This is a genomic window from Desulforhabdus amnigena (genome assembly GCF_027925305.1).
In the GTDB taxonomy this organism is placed as follows: domain Bacteria; phylum Desulfobacterota; class Syntrophobacteria; order Syntrophobacterales; family Syntrophobacteraceae; genus Desulforhabdus; species Desulforhabdus amnigena.
On record NZ_BSDR01000001.1, the window covers coordinates 1 to 25296 of the forward strand.

General features: G+C 53.6%; 21 protein-coding genes, 1 pseudogene and 1 riboswitch. Of the genes and pseudogenes, 9 read left to right on the forward strand and 13 right to left on the reverse strand.

Annotated elements, in window-relative coordinates:
- The 8 genes and pseudogenes from QMG16_RS00005 to QMG16_RS00040 all read left to right on the forward strand — a co-directional run.
- Positions 1-558, forward strand: a pseudogene (locus QMG16_RS00005) (hypothetical protein); the annotation flags it as partial.
- 170 nt (positions 559-728) lie between these two features.
- Positions 729-1172 (forward strand): hypothetical protein, encoded by a 444-nt coding sequence (locus QMG16_RS00010; RefSeq protein WP_281791626.1) that lies wholly within the window; start codon positions 729-731, stop codon positions 1170-1172.
- A 112-nt stretch (positions 1173-1284) separates the two neighbouring features.
- Positions 1285-2586 carry a DDE-type integrase/transposase/recombinase gene (locus tag QMG16_RS00015; RefSeq protein WP_281791627.1) on the forward strand — a complete coding sequence of 434 codons (1302 nt, stop codon included), beginning with the start codon at positions 1285-1287 and terminating at the stop codon, positions 2584-2586.
- Complete coding sequence (locus QMG16_RS00020; RefSeq protein ID WP_281791628.1) at positions 2587-2910, forward strand: hypothetical protein; 324 nt, start codon at positions 2587-2589, stop codon at positions 2908-2910. It abuts the gene before it with no gap.
- Entirely contained in the window at positions 2880-3305 is a 426-nt protein-coding gene (locus tag QMG16_RS00025; protein WP_281791629.1) for a hypothetical protein, read from the forward strand. Before QMG16_RS00020 ends, QMG16_RS00025 begins: the two co-directional genes overlap by 31 nt.
- Before the next feature lie 167 nt (positions 3306-3472).
- Positions 3473-4138, forward strand: coding sequence for a DNA-primase RepB domain-containing protein (locus tag QMG16_RS00030; protein WP_373878693.1), 666 nt, complete (start codon positions 3473-3475; stop codon positions 4136-4138).
- A 182-nt stretch (positions 4139-4320) separates the two neighbouring features.
- On the forward strand, positions 4321-5043 hold the full coding sequence (locus QMG16_RS00035) for a hypothetical protein (RefSeq protein WP_281791630.1): 723 nt from the start codon (positions 4321-4323) through the stop codon (positions 5041-5043).
- A 410-nt stretch (positions 5044-5453) separates the two neighbouring features.
- A complete protein-coding gene (locus QMG16_RS00040) occupies positions 5454-6503 on the forward strand; it encodes a glycoside hydrolase family 25 domain-containing protein (RefSeq protein ID WP_281791631.1) in 1050 nt (349 codons plus the stop codon).
- A gap of 384 nt (positions 6504-6887) precedes the next feature.
- Here the strand turns inward: QMG16_RS00040 and QMG16_RS00045 are convergent, their stop codons facing one another.
- From QMG16_RS00045 to QMG16_RS00060, 4 genes are all read right to left on the reverse strand, one after another.
- Positions 6888-7658: a phosphate ABC transporter ATP-binding protein gene (locus QMG16_RS00045; protein ID WP_281791632.1), complete on the reverse strand. Its 771-nt coding sequence runs from the start codon at positions 7656-7658 to the stop codon at positions 6888-6890.
- On the reverse strand, positions 7643-8521 hold the full coding sequence (locus QMG16_RS00050) for a PstA family ABC transporter permease (protein WP_281791633.1): 879 nt from the start codon (positions 8519-8521) through the stop codon (positions 7643-7645). The genes QMG16_RS00045 and QMG16_RS00050 overlap by 16 nt, the downstream gene beginning before the upstream one ends.
- Positions 8514-9341: a PstC family ABC transporter permease gene (locus tag QMG16_RS00055; protein WP_281791634.1), complete on the reverse strand. Its 828-nt coding sequence runs from the start codon at positions 9339-9341 to the stop codon at positions 8514-8516. Before QMG16_RS00055 ends, QMG16_RS00050 begins: the two co-directional genes overlap by 8 nt.
- A gap of 80 nt (positions 9342-9421) precedes the next feature.
- On the reverse strand, positions 9422-10267 hold the full coding sequence (locus tag QMG16_RS00060) for a phosphate ABC transporter substrate-binding protein (RefSeq protein ID WP_281791635.1): 846 nt from the start codon (positions 10265-10267) through the stop codon (positions 9422-9424).
- A gap of 621 nt (positions 10268-10888) precedes the next feature.
- Positions 10889-11025, forward strand: a riboswitch (cyclic di-AMP (ydaO/yuaA leader).
- Between the two features lie 66 nt (positions 11026-11091).
- Here QMG16_RS00060 and QMG16_RS00065 point away from each other — a divergent pair.
- Positions 11092-13077: a potassium transporter Kup gene (locus QMG16_RS00065; protein ID WP_281791636.1), complete on the forward strand. Its 1986-nt coding sequence runs from the start codon at positions 11092-11094 to the stop codon at positions 13075-13077.
- A gap of 159 nt (positions 13078-13236) precedes the next feature.
- On the opposite strand, the gene cydB is transcribed toward QMG16_RS00065, so the two are convergent.
- The 9 genes from cydB to QMG16_RS00110 form a co-directional block, all read right to left on the reverse strand.
- Positions 13237-14277 (reverse strand): cytochrome d ubiquinol oxidase subunit II, encoded by a 1041-nt coding sequence (gene cydB / locus QMG16_RS00070; RefSeq protein ID WP_281791637.1) that lies wholly within the window; start codon positions 14275-14277, stop codon positions 13237-13239.
- Positions 14278-14295: 18 nt separating this feature from the next.
- Positions 14296-15612 carry a cytochrome ubiquinol oxidase subunit I gene (locus tag QMG16_RS00075; protein WP_281791638.1) on the reverse strand — a complete coding sequence of 439 codons (1317 nt, stop codon included), beginning with the start codon at positions 15610-15612 and terminating at the stop codon, positions 14296-14298.
- Positions 15613-15748: 136 nt separating this feature from the next.
- A complete protein-coding gene (locus tag QMG16_RS00080) occupies positions 15749-16186 on the reverse strand; it encodes a flavodoxin domain-containing protein (RefSeq protein WP_281791639.1) in 438 nt (145 codons plus the stop codon).
- 61 nt (positions 16187-16247) lie between these two features.
- Positions 16248-16484, reverse strand: coding sequence for a hypothetical protein (locus tag QMG16_RS00085; protein WP_281791640.1), 237 nt, complete (start codon positions 16482-16484; stop codon positions 16248-16250).
- A 291-nt stretch (positions 16485-16775) separates the two neighbouring features.
- Positions 16776-18140, reverse strand: coding sequence for a sigma-54 interaction domain-containing protein (locus QMG16_RS00090; protein ID WP_281791641.1), 1365 nt, complete (start codon positions 18138-18140; stop codon positions 16776-16778).
- Between the two features lie 55 nt (positions 18141-18195).
- Complete coding sequence (locus QMG16_RS00095) at positions 18196-21120, reverse strand: Hsp70 family protein (protein ID WP_281791642.1); 2925 nt, start codon at positions 21118-21120, stop codon at positions 18196-18198.
- A gap of 35 nt (positions 21121-21155) precedes the next feature.
- A complete protein-coding gene (locus QMG16_RS00100; protein ID WP_281791643.1) occupies positions 21156-22982 on the reverse strand; it encodes an Hsp70 family protein in 1827 nt (608 codons plus the stop codon).
- 38 nt (positions 22983-23020) lie between these two features.
- Positions 23021-23836 carry a DUF2760 domain-containing protein gene (locus tag QMG16_RS00105; protein ID WP_281791644.1) on the reverse strand — a complete coding sequence of 272 codons (816 nt, stop codon included), beginning with the start codon at positions 23834-23836 and terminating at the stop codon, positions 23021-23023.
- A gap of 116 nt (positions 23837-23952) precedes the next feature.
- A complete protein-coding gene (locus QMG16_RS00110; RefSeq protein ID WP_281791645.1) occupies positions 23953-25254 on the reverse strand; it encodes a DUF401 family protein in 1302 nt (433 codons plus the stop codon).
- Between the last annotated feature and the right edge of the window lie 42 nt (positions 25255-25296).

A 25296-nucleotide genomic window follows, 5' to 3' on the forward strand; every position in this document is an offset into this window, starting at 1 on the left:
CCCTATTTCCGCAAACGGTTTTCCCGCTGGATAGGCAATGAGCGCATCAGCCAGGAAATCTACTTCATGCCCTTTGCTCAGATCCTGGTTGCAGCTTTGGCGAGCATGCCTCTCGTTCTGGCCATCGACGGGAGTGCTGTCGGCATGGGATGCACAGCCCTGGTCATTGGCATTGTCTACAAAAAGAGACTGTTTCCCCTGGCGTGGATCGTCAGAGAAGGTAAGAAGGGGCATTTCCCTGAAGAAATCCATCTTGAACTTCTCGATCGTGTTCACTCCATCCTTCCCGCCGAGGCTCAAATCATCCTGGTAGGGGACGGGGAATTTGATGGTGTTGACTACCAAAAGACTGTCAACCAATGGGGCTGGCAGTATGTATCACGTACAGCTTCAACCATCATGCTCAGCACGGAGGATCACGAGTTCTCCTTTGAGGACATGGCCTGCAACCTCCAGGCGGGAGAAACGCTCGTTGCTCCCCAAGTCTCTTTTTCCAGGGAGGAATATGGCCCTGTTACGGCCATCGCCTGGTGGGTGTTGTCTTGCAGAATGTCCTGACCCCAAGATAGTGGTTTCGTTCACGATGTCTTGACTGAAAGCGCGAACTGGTCAATTTATATGGACGGTTTGATGCAAGCGGATCGAGTGGATGGTGTAGGGGAAAAGAGTGCGGCAATCACTCCTTACCCCCGAACAAAGTGGGTTCCCCCCCAACACAGAGCATTCCATTGATACTGTTCGTAAGCGTTGCAATCAAGAGTCTCGTTGAGCTCGGGCGTCGGTATGAGTGGCCCAAGGACCTGGTATGCCCCGAGTGTGGCTCTCGCCTGTGGGGCCATGGCTTCGTACAGGCCTGGTTTGATGGATGCCCGCAGGCGGTCCGGCTTGCCCGGTACCGCTGCAGCCAATGTCGCAAGGTGTTCCGAGCCCGCCCGGTCGGCTACTGGAGCCGATTCCAGGCTTCCATTTCAGACATCCGTGAGAGCCTTTCCCATCGTTTGAGTCACCTCCGATGGCCATCCGGCCGTTCCCCTTCCCGTCAGCGCCATTGGCTGAGCGGCCTAAAAAAGCAGATCCTCGCCCGATGGGGTGCCGGCTGGGCGGGAAATTTTCTGGAAGCCTTCGATCAGTTATGCCGGGAGGGTATTCCCGCCGTGAGCCGGTCGATTTAATTCGGGCTCCCAGCCTCGATTGACACACCCCACCGAAGCGTGCTTTTGCCTCCGGAGGCCCTTTCACGCTATTTCCTGGGAAAACCCAAAACACATAAAGAGGAGGTTTTCCATGGATGAGCAGCAACAAAAGGATGTGGCCGTATTCCGCTTTGGCGTCATCAGCGACTTTGTCACCCGAAACGCGATGGATCGTGGCGAGCAGGAGAGGCTCCTTACCGAAAAATGCGAACAGTCCTGGCAGATTCCCCACTCCAACCGCTCCCGCCTGGCCCGATCCACCATCCTCGGCTGGATCAAAGCCTATCGCCAGGGTGGCGGCAGACTCGAATCCCTTTACCCCGGCAGCCGAAACGACCGTGGGGTGAGCCGGATCATTGACGAGGAAACCGGGGGGCTCATCGCTCGACTGAGGGCCGGGATGCCCAAATGCTCCCTTCCCACATTGATCAAAGAGCTCGAGAAGCGAAAGCTCCTTCCCGCCGGTATGGTCTTGAGCGAAAGCACCCTCTACCGCTTTCTCAAACGCGAAGGGCTCCTCAAGGCGGCACCGCCCCCTGCCGTCGATCGCAGGAAATTTGAAGCCGAGCTCCCAAACGATCTGTGGCAAAGCGACGCCCTGCATGGCCCCCTGGTCATGGTGGGAGAGAAGCGGCGAAAGACCTACCTTTTTGCGTTCATTGACGACATGAGCCGTCTCGTTCCTCATGCCGCCTTCTTTTTAAACGAGAACCTCGACTCCTACCTGTGCGCACTCAGACGCGCTCTTCTCAAGCGTGGACTTCCCCGCAAGCTCTACGTGGACAATGGAGCCGCCTTCCGCTCCAGGCTCCTCCACGAGATCACGGCATCCCTTGGAATCGCCCTCGTCCACTCCAAACCCTACAAGCCCCAGGGACGCGGCAAAGTGGAGCGCTTCTTTCAAACCGTTAGAGCCCAGTTTCTTGCATCCGTTGAGGCAGACTCCCTCGAAGCTCTCAACGAGCAGTTCGACCAATGGGTCACGACCGTCTATCATCAGCGTCCTCACGGGGGCACCGGAGAGCCTCCCCTGAAGCGATTTGCCGATCACATGGAATGCATCCGCCCCGCCCCTAAATACCTCGAGGACTACTTCAGGAAGCGCGCACGAAGGAAAGTGGCAAACGATCGCACCGTATCGCTCAACGGTAGACTCTACGAGGCTTCTGTCGCCCTCATAGGATCCCAGGTCACCCTCCTCTACAACGAGGACGATCCCACCCGGGTCGAAGTCCAGCTCGGGGGCCAATCCCACGGCTTTCTCACCCCCCTTGATCTCAACGTCAACTGCAGGGTGCGCCGCAACCACTCGACCGGCCTCGTGATCGAAAACACCGGCAAACCGGCCATTTCTTCCGGCAGGCTTTCCTTCTCCAATCGGGAGGACCAGTAGATGAAGCCCTCCTATCTCACTTTCTTCGGTTTCCTCCATGAGCCCTTTGGCGCAGACATCCGGATCGATCAGATCCTTCAAACCCCCGAAGTGCTCGCCGTCTCGGACCGGCTCGAATATACCGTACGCCTTGGCGCCATCGGCCTGGTTACAGGAGATGTCGGATCAGGCAAATCGACGGCCTTGAGATGGGCTCTGAGCCGCCTCCATCCTTCCGAGTACCGTCCCCTGTGGATCACCGCCTCATCAGACGCCAAATCCTCGAGCTTGCCTGCAACCGCAAACAAAGACCCGTGCTCGTCGTCGATGAAGCCTCTCTTCTAAGGATCGAAGTCTATGCCGAGCTCCATACCCTCACCCAGTTCGAGGGCGACTCCAAACCTTACCTGCCCATCATCCTGGCCGGCCAGAACAATCTGGTCGATCTCCTGCTCTACCGGACTTCCGTCCCCCTGGCATCGAGAATCGTTTCCCGCTGCCACCTCCAGGGTATCACACGAGAGGACATGGACCGCTACCTCAACCACCATCTCAAAATCAGCGGAGTCTCCCAGCAGATCTTTGCCGATGCGGCCGTTACCGCCATCCAGCAAGGCTCGGGGGGATTGCTCAGACGAGCCAGTCATCTCGCCCGGGGCGCCCTCATCGCTGCTGCACATGAAAAAAACCAGATCGTTTCGGCCGAGCACGTGCGCATCGCTTCAACCGAGCTCATTTGATGTGAAAACCGGCAAGGCGTCTGCCCGGGGCGCCTTGCCCCCCCAAAGGAGCCTCTCCCATGGAAAAGCTCTTTCAAAAGATGGCCTGATACTTCCTCAACCTTTGGCAACTCGGCGTCCTCGATCCACAAAAGGGACTGTGGACCGTAAAACCGGCTCTCGAGAAGATCGCCTACCTCAGATCCCAAAATGCCCGGGGCTGCCACATACTCATAAAGCCCCTCTGCATCGACCATTACCTCCTGGCCGACGACATTGACCGACAAACCCTTCTGCGACACCACTGCTTCCCCTCCGGACAGTGGAAACCCGCTCGAATGATCGTTGAGACCTCACCGGAAAACTTCCAGGTATGGGTTCACTCCAGCAGAGCATTGTCCCTGGAAGAAAAACGCATGTGGCTTGAAAGAATGCGAAGCGATCCGGCAGCACATCCCAAAAACCGCTGGGGGCGCTGTCCCGGCTTTCGCAACACCAAGGAAAAGCACCGCTCCCCTACGGGACGCTTTCCCCTTGCAAGGCTCATCTGGATCGACTGGGACTCGCAGGCCGACATCCCCCTGCTTGTCCCGGAATCAAAACCATCCCTCCTTTCCCATCCCTCCCGAAGGGGGTCTGTGTGCCATCCGGCTGATCCCTGCCGATACCATTTCAAAAAAGACAATGAGTCCACAACCGACTTTGCTTATGCACTCTCTCTGGCCAGAAGAGGCTTCTCGGACGATCAGATCCGGCAGCGCATTCTCTCGGAGAGAACCGACTGGAGCAATCATAAGGGGGAAAAAGAATCCAAGACTACCTCGATCGCACCATCGGTCGTGTCAAACAGGTAGTCAACAATTCCTGAGCCCGCTATTGAATGTCAAAATAGCCTGGTCGACTTTCCCTTCAATCCAGAATAATCAGAACCAAAAGGTCAGATCAATTTGAGAGGCAACACCGGGTCTCGGGCAAGCTCAAGCAGACGGTGCTCGCGTGCCTGGCTCCCCCGAAGGTACAGACCAAAGCACGCTTTATGAATGTGCACCGCCTTATCAGATGGGCAGACCAACTGCTCAGACTCTCTCCTGCCGGAGGTGCCCGGAAGGGCTCCACCCTCTCAAAGCTGCGAGCTTGTCTGGACCGGCTGCCCTCATGCAGGGCTTTCATCAAGCGATTCCGAGACGATGCCGTACCACTGCTCGAGTGCCAGAGGATTTTCAAGGCTCGAGGGCTAAGTCACTCCACGATAGCCCAGTGCGAGCCATTTATCCAGGCCATCGGCTCAAGCCCTGTTCGCCGTGAGTTCGTCGCCTACCTGCAAAACCAACTCCAAATCGCTGCCAAGCTTGGTCTGGATCATATCGGTCTGCCAGTGACCTCCGATCCAATCGAGTCGCTTTTCGGACTGGGAAAGTTTCACGGCACGGGAGAGATCAAGGATGCCAATCGTATCGCCCTTCGCCTGCCCGCCCTGTGCGGCACTCCCACCCGGGCCGAAGCGGAGCAGGTGATCAAGATCAGCGTTGCCGAAGAGCAGCAGATCACTGGCCGCTTCACCTCTTTGGTCAAACAGAGACGAGAGGTGCTCCCACATCCTGACCGTCTCGAGAGCTTGAGCACAGAGCAGGCTGGGACTCACCTCGAACTCATTGCCAGTGCCAAAAACCGGGAAAATAACGGAAAAATACTACATATTCCAATATCTTACAAGGAAACCCATGGCCCACAGCTACAGTGTCAAACAGGGCATGGCTAGGCGCAAAATGCCCACACATGGGCCATTTTAGAATGGTAGGAGCATTGCTTCCCAGTGCCGGGGGTCAAAAACCAGTCAATGGGCGTTCGCCGATTTGGACGCCCTACCCTACGAAAAGCACTCAATGAGAAGCTTCAGACAGCAAAGGCTGATACGGGAATCATTTCTCATGAGGGGAGTATGGAGGGCACTTTTCAAAATGAGAACTGCTGCTTTGGTGTCAAACGGCCTGGTTGGTGCTGCAGATTAACAAAAGGTTGCTCTATCCGAGATGATTTACCAACCAGAGAACTTATCTTGAAAGTTATGGTTATGGAGATGGTTATCGCAGGCCATCCAGGCGAGGGGTCCAGATATCCTCTGTGGCTTGGCGCGGGACATGGAAGATACATTCATTGAAGGAGATTAACATGATACACAAAAAATGTTTAAAAAAAGACATGTTCTTGTGGTCTTTGGCGATTCTGGGGGCAGCCATGCTGACTTTGCTCTCCCCAGCTTCAGGACGTACCCAGGAAGCATTGTCGAAAGACGATCCCTCTCCGCCTGCGAAAACGGTAAAACTTATTTTCATTCACCATTCCTGTGGTCAAAACTGGCTCGACGATGCCAACGGCAGGTTGGGACTGGCACTGCGCCGCAACAATTATTTCGTCAGCGATACCAATTATGGCTGGGGGCCGCCTGACCAGGATGTAGGGGAAGGAAGTATCGGTGACCATACCGACATCGGCCACTGGTATAATTGGTTTGTGGGCCCTCATCGACTCGAATATCTCAACGCACTTTATGCCGAGACCGGCCAGTATTCCAGTTATTCCCGCCTTTCCAAGATTCCTCCGGGCAAGAACAAAATCATCCTCTTCAAATCCTGTTTTCCCAACTCGAACCTTGGAGGCAATCCCAAAGACGCGCCTACCAAGGGGAAAAATCCCCTGAGGGGTCAGGATTGTGGATCTTCCCATATGACCGTGGCAAACGCCAAGGGCATCTACAAAGACCTCCTCAAATACTTCGCTACACGCCAGGACAAGCTCTTCGTCGTCATCACCGCCCCGCCGTTGACAACCGACTCCACTACACCTTCACAGGCCGCCAATGCACGGGCGTTCAATCGCTGGCTGGTAGAGGAATGGCTGAAGAAGTATCGGCATAAAAATGTGGCCGTCTTTGATTTCTTCAATGTGCTCACCAGCAATGGCGGCAGTGCCGATTACAATGATTCCAAGTCCGCCAAAGGCAACCATCATCGCTGGTGGCAAGGCGCCTGCCAGTATCTGCAAACCGTCAAGAAAAATACTGCAGCTTATCCTTCCTGTGAGGGTGACAGCCACCCCAGCATTGCAGGAAATCGTAAGGCCACTACAGAATTTGTAAAAATGTTAAATGTTTATTACCATCGCTGGCAGGACAGTCTGACTGCTTCAAGACTTACTGAAATCCCCGCTGCCAGTCAGTAGGGAACCTGGCCTCATCTTCTCGGAGTAGAGCTCCGGGATCACTTGAAGTAAGAACCTATCCAGAAACCACCTGTGGACTTTGCGACACCCCCCTTGGTCCCCCCTTGAGGGGGAATTAAAGGGGGGGGGTCCGCTGCCGAGGTAGGTTTTTGGATAGGCTCTAAGTACAGCTCCACGCAAATAAGCGATCAATTTCCAGCCCGTCATTTCCTCAAGCTTCAGGCGGGAATGACGAATGGGATTTTGTGCACCCATTTACCCGTGTATTTTGGTAGGAGCGGTATTCTGCCGCGACAAGGTTGTGCGGTTGCCGGTTCCTGTCACAGCCGGAAGTCGTTCCTACAAAAAAATGGCCGTTTATTTACAGTTTTCGGTACTGAGCCGTTAAAAAGCCTCTTCGATGAGTCGCCTGAACATGGTTTCATCTTGTAAGGCTTGCCTGTCCATCTCCTGGGCGATTCGCCCCTCCCGAAGAATAAAGAGCCTGTCTGCGAGCCGCTTCGCCTGGCCCAGGCTGTGTGAGACGGCCACTATGCAATAGTGTTTCTTGAGACGCAGGAGGAGTTGCTCGATTCTGTTCGCCGCTCTGAAATCCAGTGACGCAGTGGGCTCGTCCAAAAGGAGCGCCTGAGGTTGAAGCGCCAGGGTACGCGCAAGGCAGAGACGCTGCTGCTGTCCCCCCGAGAGAGTCGAAGCGTCGTCGCGAAGCCTCTCTTTGACCTCATCCCAAAGGGAAGCCTCCCGAAGGGCCCATTCCGTGTGCTCGGACAGAGCCTGCCCCCTTAGGCCAAGGGTCACCTTCAGTGGCATAGTGATGTTCTTCTCAATGGAAAAGGGGAGGATCGCCGGAGTTTGAAAAACCATCCCCACCCGCCTCCTGAGCTCATTTGGTGAAATGGAGCCCGCATAAATATCCCCGCTCATTCCGTCGAAACGAACCCGAATCGTCCCCTTCGTGCAGCAGTCCGGGGAGCATTCGTTGAGACGGTTGATGGCCCTCAGGAGGGTTGATTTTCCGGAACCGGAATGTCCTACGATGATTATAAGTTCGCCGGGAAAAACAGAAAGGCTCACATCTTTCAGCACGACTTTCGCCGCAAAATGAACGGAGAGGCGTTCGATGGCGATAACAGGTTCCACTATTTTTTCTTCCATCGCTTTTCAGCACTTCTTTGCACAAACACAGCAGTGAGGAACAAAACTCCAGTCAAGGTCAGGAGAACAAGGGCGGTTCCAAATGCCTGTTCCAGTTCGAGTGGAGTCTTATGTTCCGCCGCAAGGTAATAGATTCGAAATGGCAGCGCCTCGAACTTGCCCCACAGGCTTTGAGGCACACCTGCTTGCGCGACGACGCCCGTTAGAAGGATGACCGCCGTGTCCTCAGAGGCCCGTCCAATGGAGAGGATAACACCGCTCAAAATCCCCCGGCTTGCCAGAGGCAGCAATACATGGCGAATGCTTTGCGACTTTGTAAGTCCCATTGCTGGCCCGAGCACGCGAAGGTGTTCCGGTACGGCATCCAATGAGGTTTCCGTAGTTCGAATCACGTAAGGCAAGACGAGGAGGGCAATGCACAGGCTTGCGAGAAAAAGGCACGTTCCAGCTTCCGGAAAAATGGTTTTCCTCAAAAACAAAATGAGGGTAAACCCGAAAAGACCCATAACAATGGATGGAGTTCCTGAGAGAAGATCTATGGCAAAACCCAGAAAGACTCGAAGGCGCTTCGGCGCATATCCGGAAAGATAGACCCCGCTTGCGATTCCAACAGGGATCGATAAAAGTGATGAAAGGGCCACCAGTGAAAAGGTTCCGGCAACAGCGGGCCAGATTCCATCAAATACCGGTTTTCGCCCCGTAATGGCGTCAAACCAGGGTGTTTCGCCGAAAAACAGGCTGGCATTGATGCTTCCGATTCCCCGAAGCAGCAGAAAAACGACGAGGATCGCTACAGTCAGCAGGATTCCCGTCCCTGAAAGCCAGGCAAGACAAGTGAAGAACCAATCGGATCTTTTAGGCATGCGGGGAACGCCCGGATTTTTTCGCGGCTTTCCTGATGAGGAGGTTTACCGCGCCGGCAAGAAGGAAGAGGATAAGGCCTGATGCAAAAACGGACTGGTAGGCCATGCTCCGGCTGTCGGTCGCAAGAACGAGGGCGATATGGGAAGTGAGCGTGCGGACGGATGCAAAGAGTGAATGCGGGAGCTGAGGAGCGTTGCCTGCCAGCATGAGAGAGATCAGAGTATCCCCAATGGCTCTTGCAAATCCCAGGACAGCTGCAATGACGAGTCCTTCGCCTGCTGCCGGAATGAAAACATGGCGAACCTGCTGCACGGCAGTGAATCCCATTGCCTCCGACGTCAGGCGAAGCGTCGGGTCGAGTTGCTCGAGCCTTGCATGGAATACAAGGACAATGGTGGGAAGAATAAGCAGGCTCAAAGTCAGGGTCGCTGTAAGGAGAGAAAAACCTGATCCGCCATCAAAACAGTCCCTCACTCTGGGTACGAGCAGAAAAACGGATACAAAACCGTAGACGACGGTAGGAATACTCGTCATAAAGCGGATCAATGAAAGGAAAAATTGTGCGACGCGCCTGGGTGCAAGGGCGTAGATGAGGCAGCAAACGCCAATGGCCGGGGGAAAGGCAAGAACCAGAGCCGACAAGGAGAGGCAGAGGGAGGCGGCACACATGGGTAGAATGCCGTACTTTCCGCCGAAGGGCTGCCACTGCAGCGAGAATATTTCGTAAATCCTCCCCTCCGTGAAAAGAGGAGAGGAAAAGTACACAAGCAGAAAGAGGATCGAAAAGATCGTTACAGCGGAGACCGATGTGGCGATCAAGAGTATCCCTTCAACCCATTTTTCGGAAATTCGGTTACGGGCGATTGCTACCGGCCTCTCCTCTTTATACGCGGTAGGCATCATTTCGTCTGAAGCGGAATGTATCCATGTTTCTTTACGATCTCAGCCCCTTCGGAGCTCATGACGTAATCAATAAAAGCTTTTACCAGCTTGGATGGTTCCCCTTTCGTATTCATGTAAAGCTTTCGAACAACCGGATAGCTCCCATTCATGGCGTTTTCCTGTGTAGCGGCAACACCATCCAAAGCGAGGGCCTTAATGCTTTGATCCACATGGCCAATGCTCACATAGCCTATGGCATCCTTATCCTGGGATACCGCAACTTTCATCGCGCCGTTGGATGGAACGATATTCGTCGCTGTCGCCACAGGGCCCTTCTTCAAAAGCTTTTCCCAAAATACCTCGCGAGTCCCACTGGCCTCATCACGGCCAAAGAGATGGATCGGTGCATCTTTCCCGCCGACATCCTTCCAATTGGCGATTGTGCCTGCAAAGACGTCTTTAGCCTGCTGCGCTGAAAGCCCTGTGAGGGGATTGTCCGGATGGACCACTATGGCAACACCGTCCAGCGCGAACGGGTAGGATTTGAGGCCGTACTTGCTGATCTCATCTTCCGAGAGCGGCCGACCGGTGTTTCCTATATCGACAAGACCTTCGCCGACCTTCTGAACTCCAATGCCTGATCCTCCGCCTTCAATTGTAATGCGGATTTTCGGATTGTATGTCATGATGGCTTTCGCTGCATCGTTCATGACCGGTATGTGGGCCGTTCCGCCAGCGATGTTGATCGTCCCTTCAAGTCCCGCAAAAGAGTCGAGATCACCGCACAAGGCAGGATTTGAAAAAAACAGCAATCCCATCAGAACCAGAACCAAAAGGGTGGACACTCCTCCGTTTTTTCCCATGCTTTTCCCTCCTCAAGACAGTTCAAAGACTATATTGCCATTTTGAAAGTTTGTTGCTGGCAAACAGGCACATGCTATTCTTTCTCGATATTTTGTTCTCCTGTCCGTTCGTGCCGAGGTATCGAAGCATGAGCAGACTTGATCCTCTTATACGGAGCTGAAATGCCGATTTTGAGATACCAGAAGGGTATAGGAAGAATCGGGAGGTTTTTCAAATTGGAAATATCAATTGAATTTTTGTTAAATTATCGTTAAAGGCGATACATCATTATGGTCGATACATGCTTTGTCTTCAAGCAGTAACTGGCTGGACCGGGCGGACGAATCGATAAGGCGGACCAGTCAACATATCAAAGGAAGCCCTATGGTTTTCGTTCATTCGATTGAGATGGGGTTGTTCGCACATACGCCCCAAAAGCAGGACAGCAAAAGGGGGGAGTGGTCTGTTTTGATCACTTCCCCTTGAACTTTCCGGTTGGTAGCGAATGGTTCGCCCCTACCAGCTTCCGATTCAGAAGTATTTCCTGAAAATGGCCCTCGTGTTGGAATCCGCATTGCATGCATGTTCCGTAATTCGACGAGGTTAGGGTATTGACTGTGTAGTAAATTTAGCATAACATATTTTAAATATTGCCGAATCCTGCATGAACAGGAGCGGGGGACCCGGTTTTTTGGGGCGTATCTCCTTTTGAAGGAGTAGAGCAAACTCTTCGGCTCGAGCCCGTCAGCTAACCTCGCAGGTGTCGAAGGGTAGAGCTATCCGGAGTTGTCCGGGGAGGTCTATCCTCCTAACAATCTAACGATTGAGCTTCGGAGGCTTTCAGTTGAAAAAACTTTCTTCCTCTAATGGCGGAAATCCGTCTTCCTTACATCCACTTCATTCCCTGGAATCGTCTAAAAGTCATCCTTCAGCCGAAATTGAAGCTTTGAACAGCGGCGTTTCGCCCCGGGCGAGGACACTTGCTCTGGCACTGGGAGCCCTCGGGGTGGTTTATGGGGATATTGGTACGAGTCCTCTTTACGCTGTCAAGGAATGTTTTCACGGATTGCATGCAATTGCCCTGAACACAGGGAATATTCTTGGAGTACTATCGCTTATTTTTTGGTCGCTTACCATGGTGGTGAGCATAAAGTATGTGGCTTTCATCTTGCGTGCGGACAACAACGGAGAGGGGGGAATCTACGCCCTCCTTGCACTCATTCCCGTAAGCAAAAGCTCGATTCCGACGCGCATTCATTCTGCTGTGGTTATCGCTGCCATATTCGGTGCAGCTCTCCTCTACGGGGATGGCATCATAACTCCGGCCATCTCTGTACTCTCCGCCATTGAGGGCCTTAAGGTTGCAACAGAATCTGCATCTTCTTTTATATTGCCTCTTACCTGTGTCGTACTTCTGTTGCTCTTTCTGGTGCAGCGGCATGGTACAGCTGGGATCGGGAAGGTCTTCGGCCCCATCGTCCTCATCTGGTTTGCAGCGATTGCAGCACTCGGTATTGCTGCAATCAAGTCAAATCCCCATATATTGATCGCATTAAACCCTCTTTATGCCATATCCTTTTTTGCTGAAAACAGGTTACATGGCATGGTGGTGCTTGGATCGGTCGTCCTTTGCATAACAGGAGGTGAAGCGCTTTATGCAGATCTTGGGCACTTCGGGACCAAAGCCATTCGGCTCTCATGGTTTTCCATCGCTTTTCCTGCACTTCTTCTCAATTATTTCGGGCAGGGCGCGCTTCTTCTCGACAATCCGGATTTTGCTTTCAATCCCTTTTATGGATTAGTTCCAAAATCTTTTCTCTATCCCATGGTTGCATTATCCACTATGGCGACAGTCATCGCATCGCAGGCGATGATCACCGGAGTCTTTTCCCTCACGCAGCAAGCGGTGCAGCTTGGATTTTCTCCCCGCATGCACATCGTGCATACTTCTTCCGAAACCCGGGGCCAGATCTATGTCCCTCACATAAACTATGCTTTGATGCTCGCCTGCATCGGACTTGTGCTTGCCTTCCGGGAGTCGAGCCGTTTGGCAGGAGCATACGGCATTGCGGTTACTGCAACAATGGGGATCACATCGGTTCTTTACTTTTTCGTCACTACCCGGAGATGGCAGTGGTCGCTCTGGAAGGCTATTCCATTGGTGGGCATCTTCATTGTCTTTGATCTGGCCTATTTCGGTTCAAATCTTTTGAAGCTTGCTGATGGAGGGTGGTTTACACTCGCTGTCGGGGCAGTCATCATGATTGCCATGACCACATGGCGGGATGGACGGGCTGAGCTTGCGAGGAAGATGTTGAGCACAAGGTTTCCGCTGAGCCTTTTCATAGAGGACGTTGCACAAAAGAATCCGCAGCGGGTCCAGGGGACAGCCGTTTTCATGACGGTTTCTCCGGTTGGGACCCCTTCGGCGCTCCTGCATCACTTCAAGCACAATCATGTGTTGCATGAAAAGATCATTTTGCTCTCGGTCCGCTCTGTAGATTTTCCAACGTTACCGGACGATGAAAGACTCAACATGGAGGATCTGGGCCAGGGGTTCTACAGGATTGTTGCGTTCTATGGATTCAGGGAAATGCCTGACGTTCCGGAAGTATTGAAAATGGCTTCCCGTTTTGGAATTCAGATTGAGCCCTCTGCTACAACCTATTTCCTGGGGCGTGAGACACTGCTTACTACCGGGGACTCGAAAATGATGCAATGGCGCAAGACGCTTTTTTCCTTCATGTCAAGAAATGCCTGGACCGCACCGGCCTACTTTGGCATTCCATCGGACCGTGTGATCGAAATAGGTGTGCAGATAGAACTTTGAAAAATCACTCGGCAGCGGCCCCTCCCTTCTTCGAGGGTGCTGCTGCCTGGAATGGCAATTCATAGGAAGAGGCAGATCGGGATTCTTCCCCGACATGGGGAAAAAGAAGACCCCCGACCTGCCTTTTTATGTTTCCTTTTGCCCCTCCGGTCACGGGGATTAGTAGCCTTCTTCTTGAGCCAATTCGGATGTCTTCACCTTGTCTTTGAAGAAATGATAGACCCATGACTGGTAGATGATGATGATCGGAACGAAGATTAGGGCCACGCCCAGCATGATTTTCAGGGTGAGGGGGCTAGACGCGGAATTGAAAATCGTCATGCTGTAGGCGGGATTGATGCTCGATGGGAGCAGATTCGGGTAGAGGCCGGCCACGCCAAAGAGAGTGACTCCCACGATGAGGGTGCAGGAAGCAAACCAGGTTTTCCACCAATGCCCTCTGGCCATATAGATGCGAAGCATGACCAGCGCTCCAACGGCGATGAAGGGAATGAGGACGATGGGAACCATGAAGAGAAACGGGTTCTGAAGATAGTTGTCGTAAAGCCGCGTGTAAAACCACGTACAAACCAGGAACGCTACGGCCACGACGGCAAGAGCGATCCAAAGCTTTCCCGCCAGGGCCGCGGACCTGTCGTGCAGTTCCCCTTCGGTTTTCACTGCCAGCCAGACAGCGCCATGCACCGTGAAAAGGAGCGTAAAGAAGATCCCTCCCAGGAGTCCGTAGGGATTGAGCAGAGAAAAGAGATTTCCCTGAAAGACGCCGGCTTCATCGATGGGGATTCCCTGGAAAATGTTGGCAAAAGCCACACCCAGCAGAAGGGCGGGTGCAAGACTTCCGATGAAAAGGCAGGCATCCCAGATGGATTTCCAGCGGGGATTTTCCACCTGGTGCCGGAATTCGTTGGCGACGCCACGCAGAATGAGCGCAAAGAGGATCAGCATGAGCGCTGAATAGAGTCCGCTGAACATGACGGCGTAGGTGGCGGGGAAGGCTGCGAATGTGACACCGCCTGCAGTGATGAGCCATACTTCGTTTCCGTTCCAGTAGGGCCCCATGGCATGGTAGACGACCCGCTTGTCCGTCTCGTCTTTTGCCAGAAAGGGCATCAGGGTCCCAATGCCGAGGTCGAAGCCGTCGAGCATGAAATAGATGGCCCAGAGAACGCCCCAGAGTACGAACCAAATGGATTCAAGCATTTTCAGTCCCTCCTCGAATCATGCAGCAACCGCTTCGGGTTGAGGACCCTTGCGCGCATGAGAGATGATGAGATAAAAGGCAACCGCACCCAGCAATGAATAGACCCCTATGAAGGCCAGGAGAGAGACGAAAACCTGTGAGGTCGCAATGGGAGAAACGGCATCGGAGGTTTTCATGATCCCGTAGACCACCCATGGTTGCCTTCCCACTTCGGCAAGGGTCCATCCCGCTTCGGCGGCCAGGTAGGGGAGGGGTACGGCGTAAAGCATGATTTTGAGGAAACCGGGGCTCTCTTCCAGCTTGTTGCGTCTGAACCATCCATAAATAGTGAGAAACAGGAATAAAAATCCTAGTGCGATCATTATTCTGAAGGATACGAAAGAAAGGGTCACAGGGGGGCGCTCTTCTTTGGGAAAATCCTTGAGTCCCTTCACCGTAGCATTGGGAGAGTGGTAAGCGAGCATGCTCAGGGCGCCGGGCATACCGCCGAATTCGACGAGATTTTTTTCATTCTTCTCGTCGGGGATCAGGAAGAGATATTGCGGAGCCCTTTGAGTCGTTTCCCAGAGAGATTCCATGGCTGCCAGCTTGGTGGGTTGCACTTTGGCCACTTCAGCGCCGTGCATGTGTCCCTGGACCACTTCAACGATGGAAAAAATCAGGGCAAGAGCGAGTCCCATTCGAAATGATTTGGCGAAAAACGTGGTGTGCTGCTTTTTCAAGAGATGGTAAGCGCAAATGCTCATGACAAAGAAACCCGAAAGAATGTAGGCTGCGCTCAGAGTGTGTACAATGGTGTGCATGGCAAAAGGCTGAGTGATAACTGCCAGGAAATCGGTGAGTTCCGCCCTGCCGTTGCGAATCGTGAATCCCACGGGATGCTGCATCCACGAGTTGGCAATGAGAATCCACCACGCTGAGAGGTTCGATGCGATGGCCACAAGCCAGATGGAGACAGCGTGCGCCTTGGGAGAAAGCCTGTTCCATCCGAACGCCCAGACGGCAATGAAAGTGGATTCCAGGAAAAAGGCGAGAGTGGCCTCTATGGCCAGGAGCGATCCAAAGATATCGCCTACGTAGGTGGAATATCGGGACCAGTTGGTTCCGAATTGAAATTCCAGAGTGATCCCTGTCACGACACCGATGGCGAAATTGATGAGAAAAATCTTGCCCCAGAACCTGGCCATTCTTTTGTACTCTTCATCGCCGGTTCTGACATAAGCGGTTTCCATGAGGGCAATGAGGATGGAAAGCCCTAGAGTGAGGGGGACAAAAAGGAAATGGAACATTGTTGCAGCCGCAAACTGAAGCCGCGAAAGCATGAGAACGTCCATAATCTCCTTCCTCTACTTTCTTCTGAAGAATGTTTTTGTACGTAGATACGTAAAAAAAGGATGCAGAACAACAGACGAAAAAACTCACAAGTTGCAGTATAGCCCAAGTCCTTTGCTGACTTTGAGCTGCAAACCGCTACAAGATCATTGCGGCGATTTCCTTGCCGTATCCCTGAGCCATCTGAATCCCGCCTCCAAGGGATGCCGACTTGAGCATAAGGGGGTACTTTGCCATCTTCATCTTGAAGACATTTTTCATGGTGTCGTAGATGCGGCCCGGAGCTTCTCCACTCCAACCGTATGCACCAAAAGAACCTCCCACTTTGCCCTCCAGGTTCGCTTTTTCCATGAGGAACAGGAAAGTTTTCATGGACTGGATCATCTCCCCATGATAGGTCGCCGCGCCGAGAACGACGGCGTCATAGGTTGCGGGGTCAATTCCCTTTTTTTCGTATTCGTTGACATTGATCACCGTCACTTCCATTCCGGATAAACGCATTCCCTCCGCGATGAGATCCGCGATACTCTTTGTCTGATTGGTCCTTGTTGCGTAAACTACCAGTGCTTTTGCCATCTCATTCTCCTCTTTTCCTGAGTGGTAAAAAAAGATTAGAGCGTCCGGTTTTTGGGTCACTTTATTCCGTGAACATATATTGGGGATGAGGGTTGCTTTTTTCTCCGGAAGCTCTCTTTATGTGGTTTTCCCATTCCGTTTCAGCCAGCTTCTTGATCTTGTATGCTGAATCCCGCACGACCCCATAAAGCACACCGCAGCCCGTATCCTCTCGCATTCTGTCGCCTTCGTCAGCGATTTCCGTCATCTGCTTCACCAACTCCAACGTTTTTTGAATCATTTCGTCACATGGCTTCATCGAGTCTTATGCTCCTCAAGTGAAATGGACTCTGACAAATGCGTTCCGTTTCCGATCCAAAAGGCAAGGTCCATGCCACTGTGGTTTTCGATGGGATGGGGTATATTAGAAAGAATAGAAATATCGATAAATTATAGGTTTATTAGGTCTGTGATTCTCATGTTTCGGAAGCCGATGCTGAGACAGATGTGAGACACATTCGCAGAGAAGGGGGTGCCCCCTGTTCTATGAGAGCGTGTGTCATAGATCGTCTTTTAAAGATTGGGAAGCGGAAGCGACGGTCAGAATGTCTCAAGTTCCGGCATGAGACAAAAGTGTATCCTGAGACATTTTTTCATCATCCAGGAATCGGTATAAGGTGGCTCGTCCCACGCCAAGGAGTTTTGCAGCCTTGGATTTATTGCCTCCGCTCTGAGTCAGCGCGGCTGAAACGGATTCTTTATTCAACTTTCGTGAGGGTCCCGGTGGGCACGGGCAGTTTTCTCGGGCCTTCAGTTCGAGAGGCAGGTCTTCCGGGCGGATCACGCTTCCTCTGGATTTGACGAGGGCGAAGTGGATGGCGTTCTGCAGTTCACGAATATTTCCCGGCCATGAATAGTCCATCATGAGGGAAAGAGCATCCTGGGAGAGATTCGCCGCTTTCTGTCCGCATTCTGTGGCTTTTTGCAGGAAGTGTGCGGCTAGAAGAGGAATATCGTTTTTTCTTTCTCTCAGAGGCGGAAGACGAAGAGGGACCACATTGAGCCGGTAATAAAGGTCTTCACGAAAATTCTGCTTCTCCATTTCCGATTTGAGATCCCGGTTGGTGGCGCTGATGATGCGCACATCCACTTTGATGGTCTCTTCTCCACCTACCCGCTCGAAGGTTCCTTCCTGGAGAACCCTCAGGAGTTTCACCTGCATGGCCTTGGGAAGCTCCGTCACTTCATCCAGGAATATGGTCCCCGTGTGGGCCAGTTCGAATCGACCTTTTTTGTCCCGAATGGCTCCTGAAAAGGCCCCCTTCACGTGGCCGAAAAGTTCGCTTTCCAACAAACCTTCGGGCAGCGCCCCGCAGTTGACGGGGACAAAGGGGCCTCCTCCCCGGCGGCTTTCATTGTGGATGGCGGTGGCCACAAGTTCCTTACCCGTTCCGGTTTCGCCAAAGATGTGTACGGGAAAGTCGTTGGTTGCCAGTTCCCTGATCTGTTCAAAGATGGAAAGTATTTTATGGTCCTGACCGATGATACCGCTGAAATGGCTGATTTCGCCGAGCCGGATCTTCAGTCCGAGAAAATCAGTCATGTCCCGAAATGCTGCGAGGACTCCCACGAAAGAACCCGACTCATCACGCATTCCCGACACCGACATTTCAATGCATCGAGGTTCCCCGTTTTTTGTGAGAATATTGATCGTATAGCCGGCGTGGGAAAAGGAATCGGGTGGACCGGAACAAAAAGAGCAGCGGTTTCCGCAGAATGGACTGCCGAAGACCTCATGGCAGTCTCTTCCTACGACTTCTTCTTTGGAGTAGCCGGTGATTTTTTCAGCCGCCCGATTGAAAAAGAGGATCCGCCTTTCTTTGTCATGGGCGATGATTCCCTCCAAGAGGTTGTCGAGGATGTGTTCGAGGTTCCTCTTGTCTGCCATCAATTGTTCGAGTGTCAGGGCTTTCATGCTTGAACCATTGGGTTGCGGAAAAGCAATGGCCATGTTTCCGTATTGAATGATTTCAATCGGTTGAGACGCTTCCCGGCGAAGAGAGAATCAACCCCGATGGAAGAGCTTCTCCAAAAATCCAGTCTTTTTCCCCGGTCATCAGAGCGATGTCCGGGTTGGAAAGCACTTCCCTGTAACGTTCGCTCTGAGGCAGGGGATCCAGCCATTGAGCCAGGCGGTCCCGGTCCTCCTGGGGCAAATCCCTTTCACGGTCTCCTGTGCGACGACCCAGTTGAAGCAACGCCTGAGCCAAGGCTTCTGTCGGCTCGAGGTCCAGGGACAGGAGGGTGTTCAGCCATAAAGAAGCTTCTCCACTGGGAACGACCAGATCGAGAGGCCCGTAAAAAGGAATCCTGGCACCCAATCTGCCGAGGGTCCACAGTTCCTGAGATTTGAATTTCCCTTTGCGGATTCTTTCCAAGGCGATGCGGCCGAGTTCCATTTTATTCTTTACCGGAAGGCGTTCAAAATTGGCCAGCGCCATCCAGATTTCGAGTTCTTCCTGAAGGCTCAGGCTCTTTAGAGGCCTTTTAGCGCCTTTCTTCTTTTTCTTATCCACCGGCTGAAGAATCGGCCATACCTGCTGAAAGATGTACCACTGATGCCCGGCTGTGAGTCCTCCTGCGACACGCCGCCAGAAAATCCACCATTCCGTGCGGTTCTGAGCCTGCCTCGCATATTGCAGCCCCTGGGGATAGATCTTCCAGATTTCTTTCATGCGCCATTCATCCAGTGGATCTCCAAAGCCGGGACGCAGACAATATCCAAGTAAATTGAACCACCTGGCTTCATGTTGGGGAGTGAGGGCATTTTCCTTTTTGCATTCGAGGAGGGTGTCCGCCAATTTTCGAATGAGGGGCGTGGGCCAGTTTTCTTTCCCCAGTTCCAACAGGGTGACCAGGTTTTTGACAAGTTTTTCAGGCGAGTTGTCAGAGGATGTTTCCCCTTTTCGAAAAACCCCTTTGATCGCCGCCTGTGCCCGTTCGATGATTTCGGTATCGAGGGTTTCACCTGTAGATACAGCAAGGGGTGCTTCCGGTTCGGCCGCCTGGCGCACGTCGAACTGCAATTGCCAGCGATGGGGGCTCTTCTGGGACTGACACCAGAGTTCCAGTGTGCCCACCTCCGTGAGGCGAATGGCGAGCAGAACGGGAAGCGCCTGGGCCGTGCTCTTCTTTCCGTAACGCAATACGGTGCGGATGGGAGGAAGTGGAGTGATCTCATCCGGGGAAAGGGTCAGCACATCCCCCAGGTGGTCTCCCAAGCGGGTGCTGGAACTGAAGATCTGAAAAGCCACAGGCTGATTGGCGAGCACTTCGAATGCCGGCCGGTTCAGTTGTGCTTCGAAACCTTCCTCCGTGCCGCGCGGAACCAGGCAGACAGCGGGGTGCGTTCCGCCGCTTTCACCTTCCCTGGAAACAGTGTTCACCTCCACGTAGTAAGATCTGGGACTGCCCGCCCCGATGCGCACTCCTTCTCCCTGGCGTACCAGGCCGTAGTAGGCCGCTCCAATGGCTACAGCCAGTTCAGGACGTGTGTTTTCCAGCTCGATGGGGATCCAGCCTTCTTTTGCTTCCGCTTCAAACCAGTGCTTCACCACCTCCAGAATGCGACGGCGGATGGATACCGGGGTGAGAGCTCCTCCGTTGAAGAGTACAAAATCGGGATAGAGAGCGTCCCGCCCCGTTTCCTGCTGCAGAAGGGACCTGTAACGCTTCCAGAAGGCGGCAAGATGACGCGTGACGGCAGCATCCTGTACGAAAGGGAGCCCCCATTCCGTAAGCCCGGACCGGCGGCCGCCCCTGGGAACTTCGTCAGGGGAGACAAAGGGAAAGAAGCCTTCCAGAATCAGTGCTTCGACCTGGGCTTTCGTGAGGGTCCCTTTCAGGGTATCGGCAATGAGCTTCCTTCCGGTGCCCATAAGGGAGATCGTGAATGTGTCGGGTGCAGCTTCTCTTGCTGCGCTTTCAGGGGAAGAAGAGAGGGTGGGTTCGGCTTCACCCAGAAGGACCTCCTTTGCCTTCCGGCATTGGTGCCAAAGCTGATGCCACCTTTTGGTGTCGAGCTTTCCGGGTTCGCCCACGAGCTGCACTTCCAGGTGTCTGGCAAGAGAGAGATCCATGTTGTCTCCGCCCAGCATCAGGTGATCCCCCACGGCGAGCCGATCGAACCGCAGCCCCTTTTCTCCCTCGCGAATGGCAATGATGGTGAAATCCGTCGTGCCTCCGCCCACGTCGCAGACCAGGATCATTTGCCCCGGTTGCATTTGCGTCTGCCAGTCGTCTTCGTGTCGGGCGAGCCAGGCATAGAATGCCGCAAGGGGCTCTTCCAGAAGAACGATCCTGGGAAGCCCCGCATTGCGTGCCGCTGTCACCGTGAGTTCGCGCGCCACTTCGTCGAAGGATGCGGGAACCGTGAGAATGACCAGCTGCTCTTCCAACCGGAAGCCTTCACGCCCACGTCCGATGATTTCGTTCCAGGATTCCCTCATGTGCTGCAGATACCGGGCGCTGGCGTCCACAGGCGAAACTTTCTGCACATCGGAGCCCGCTCCCCATGGCAATATGGCTCCCGTCCGGTCCACGCCGCCGTGGCAGAGCCAGGATTTGGCCGAGGAAACCATTCTACCGGGCACGAGGGCCCCCTGTTCCCTTGCGAACTCCCCGACAGCGAAATTCCGTTTTGAGTCCCAGGGAAGAGCGGTGCTCTCGGGAGGCAATTCATAAGGGCCCGGCAGGTAGAGAAAAGAAGGCAAAACCGGGCGGCGGCTTACTTCGCCTGGGGCGGTCAGCTGAGGGAATTCCAAGAATTGAATTTCTCTGGGCTGTTTGTCTTTCCGGGACAGGTCGACATAGGCCAGGGCCGAATTGGTCGTACCGAGGTCTATGCCGACAATATATCGATAGGTAATATCCTCAAACTCAAACGGATTGTCCATTCACTCTTTTCCAGATGATCTCTCTGCCGCAAAAACTACTCTTCTTCCCGTTCCCGAAGATTGAATTCCAGCTTCCAGCGCCGCTCTTCGTCGCGTGCCACGCACCAGAGCTCCAGTGTGCCGACCTCCGTCACCTTGCTTTCGAGCCATACGGGAATGATATTGCCCCCGGCTTCGGCATCGCTTGCGGGGAGCACCGTTTCCATGGTGGTCACTTCTTCGATTTCACCGCTCCAATCTTCCACGATTTCACCGATCTGATCCTTCTTACGCAACGTGGAAGAGAGCAGGTGAAATACGGCGGGTTCTCCCACTACCAGGCCGAATTCTCGTTCCCGAATGTCCGCTTCGGTCCCTTCTTCCATGCCGAAGGGAACCACGCACAGCGCTTTCATGGGTGTGGGAATGCCGGGCACGGCGGGCATGGAACTCTCGATTCCAATGTAGTAGGGACGGCCGACACCGCCGCGGATGCGAATGCCCCGCCCGAGCCTCGCCAGCCCATAGTAAGTTGCACCGTGAGCCACAGCCAGGTCGAGATCTTCCGAAGCCAGTTCTCTCAGTTCCTGATCCGGATTCCAGTTCTTCAAGACGGTAAGGATTCTCTGGCGGATCAGCTCGGATTTCATGACCCCCCCGTTGAAAAGCACGGCAGTGGGATAGGGAACGGTGGAACCGGTTTCTCCATTACCCCCCTGAGCCTGACGCCCGAGAAAACGGGCCAGATGGCGCGTCACCGCTGGGTCTGATTCATAGGGAAGGCCCATTTCCCGAATGCCTACCCTGGGTTTTTCCACGGGGTAATCGGTTTTTCCGGTGATAGGGAAAAAACCGTTGAGAAGGATTGTGTCCACTTCCTCCCGTGAAAGTTCCGTGCGGATGGTTCCGCCGATAAGGGAACTGCCCCGTCCCAGGATGACGATGGGTTCGGATTGGGCGTCGGGTTGAGCCAGGAGGCGCTCTTTGGCCACCCGGCAGCTGTGAACGAGTCCTCGAAACTGCCATGCATCGAGCTTGGTGCCTTTTTGGGCCAGTTTGGCCTGGACGGCGTAAGCGAGAGTCAGGTCCATGTTGTCGCCGCCAAGGAGGATATGATCACCCACGGCCACGCGGCGTAAAGCCAGCTCCCCTTCTTCTTCCGTGACCTGGATGAGGCTGAAGTCTGTTGTCCCGCCCCCGAGATCACACACCAGGATGGATTCCCCCACATGGACGGCCTTTCGCCACCGGTCCTTGTGGAACTCAATCCATGCGTAAAAAGCCGCCTGGGGTTCTTCCAGCAGGGTTGCATTCTGAAGACCCGCGGACTGGGCGGCTTTGACGGTCAATTCTCTTGCGACGGCATCGAAAGAAGCGGGCACGGTGAGGTAGATTTCCTGCAACTCGAAGCGTGCGTCGGCATCGTTCGTGGCCATTTCATGATTCCATGCGTCCCGCAGGTGCTTCAGAAACATGGCGGAAGCTTCCACGGGAGACATGCGCCTGGCATCGGAAGGAGCGTCCCAGGGAAGGATAGGGGCCGTGCGGTCCACTCCGCTGTGGCTCAGCCAGGATTTTGCCGATGAAATGAGGCGGTTGGGAATTTCTGCGCCGCGTTTCCGCGCGAATTCGCCAACGGCCACATCCATTCCGTTCTCCCAGGGAAGTGCCAGGCTTCCTTGAGGGACATCATGGGGTCCCGGTAGAAAAACAAAAGATGGAAGCAGTGCCTGGGACTGGATTTCACTGGGATTCACAACCTGGGCGACCTGAAAAACGCGGATTTCCGGTTCCTGGTCTTCAATGATGTGAGCTTCCGTATATGCGAGGACACTGTGTGTCGTGCCTAAATCAATACCGATGATGTACTTGGGACTGCTCAAAATATTTCTCCTCCTTGGGGATTTTCCGCGTCCGCCCTCTACGACTCACCCACTTCCACTTCCGCGGGAGCCAGTATCCAATCTTTCCGGGGTTCTGCAGTGGATTGAGGAAGATCGATGCGCATGACGCGCCATCCGCGGTGCCGAAGGGCTCCCTTGAAGGGGGGATTACCCGACACATTGCCCGTCAGGCGGATGGCTCTGGAATCGAAATCCGGGGGGACGGTCACCTGGGCGCCTTCCGCTTCCTCGTAAACGGGCTTCATCTCGACATGTTCGGCAAGGGCGTCTTTACAACCTTGATGGATGCTGCGAACGGCGGCTCCAATCTGCGCGTCGTCATAATTGCTGAGATCTTCTTGCAGAAAGTCAATGAATCGTCCTTCCCTCTGCAAGATGGAGAGGATCTGAACCGCCGGTTGAGGGGATGGCGGCGCTTTTTCTTTTTCAGGAGCAGGAATTTTCTCGGCTTCTTTTTCGGTCTTCTTCGCCCTCTTAGCGCTTTCGACCGGTGGCGCCATGGTTGGAGTCATTTCCCTTTGCACCCGTTTCACCAGACCTCGGCCTTCCAGCAGAATGAAGAGCCAGAGAACGAGAGTGATGAGGCCTCCGGCTCCGAATACCACCGGCATCAAATACTGGTGCGCCTGATCGGAGAGCTGTTTCAAGTTCATGAGTCCGACACGGGCGTCCTCGGGCAGGGTCACCGCTCCCGATGTCAGCAGAGGGTCCAGCCACTCCTTGAAAGCCAGGAGGATTTGCTCCGATAGAAGGAAAAAGAAGCCAACCAGAATGCCATTCCATACAATGCAGGACAAAAAAGACTGCAGGGTCCAGATTTTCTTCGCTCGCATGCTCTCTCCTTTATCAGCAATGCTTTAAAACGCAGAATAGAAAAATTAAAAAAGATCATACCGCACAAATTAATTCAAAAGGGCGTTCAACACAAGCTGTACGGGAATTTTTCAAATCATGGGAAACCATGGAGCACGAAAAAGTAGAGGCAGCCGACCAGGATGAGAACGCAACTGGGACCCCAGAGATGGCGGTAGACCGGTGCCAGGGGAGTTCCAAAGTATTCGTTAGAAAGAAGAAGGCATAGATGAAGGGGCGAAAGAAGAACCCCCACAAAGCCGCTCACCAGGGCGAGCATCATATAGGGAAGCATGAAATGGACTTCTCCGGCCGATTGGATGAGAGATACAAGGATGGGAAAGGTGGTCCCTACGAAGGCGATAGTGATTCCCACAATGCTTCCCACAAAAAAGGGAAGGATGATGCAGATGGGCATGAGGGGGATGCGCCAGCGTATCAGTTCCTGGCTGATGGCTTCCACCGCGTGGCTGTCCTCGAGCATCCCTTTGAAAACCAGAATGGCGCCCACCATATAAAATATGTTGATGAGCCGCTTCTGTAAAAGGATCTGCCGCTTTTGCGCGGCGGAGAGGCGATTTTCACGCCAGACCCATGCGATGGCCACCAGGAGGGCGAAAATCAGGCCGATCTCCTGAGTGATGGCTATGGCGTGGGGGGTGAGTAAAAGCGTCAATAAATTCCCGGAACCGAGACCCAGACCGATAACGATCAGGATAGGCAGCAGTTCTTTCAGAAAGGGTTTCAAGGGAGGACGGGGAACAGGCGGTGCACATTCTTTGGCTGTCCCTCCGTTTCGCAGAGCCTTCAATGGCCAGTAACCCGCAGCCAAAGCGATGAGGGTCAGGGGGAAGAGGAAAAGCACGAAGGTCCAGAGGTCCAGATCTGCGAGGGTCATGGTGAGCAGGACTCCGGGGTAGAGCGGCCACCAGTATTCCCATATGTGACGGAACCAGTAATTGATGTAGCTCAACTGGGATGTGGATAGGTTCAAACATTTTCCCAGTGTTTTCACCATGGGGGCGGAAAAAATAGCCCCTCCGGGCATGGGGAGCAATCCGATAAGGGCCGGGAATATGACGAGATTGATGCTGGGTTTTGTGATAATGCCTTGAAATCGATGGAGAAGCCTCTTCATCTGTCCCGCCAGTTCCATACTGTGACTGAGTACGAGAATGAGAGAAACGATGATAGCTAGAGAAAGCGTTTTGGGATGGCTGAAGGAGAGAAAAATGGATCGGATCAGTGAGAGGGGAGAAAGACCAAAAAACAATCCCAGTGCGACGGCCCCCAGAAAGAACGCATTTCCAAGGGAAAAACCCTTTCGAATGGCAAGCAGGAGGAGCATGAAAACCATGAGAACGCGAATGAATGCGGGAACTGTATCTAAAAGAGCCATGATCTTCCATATTCTGTAAGAGAGTGAGTGGCTCTTGAAATC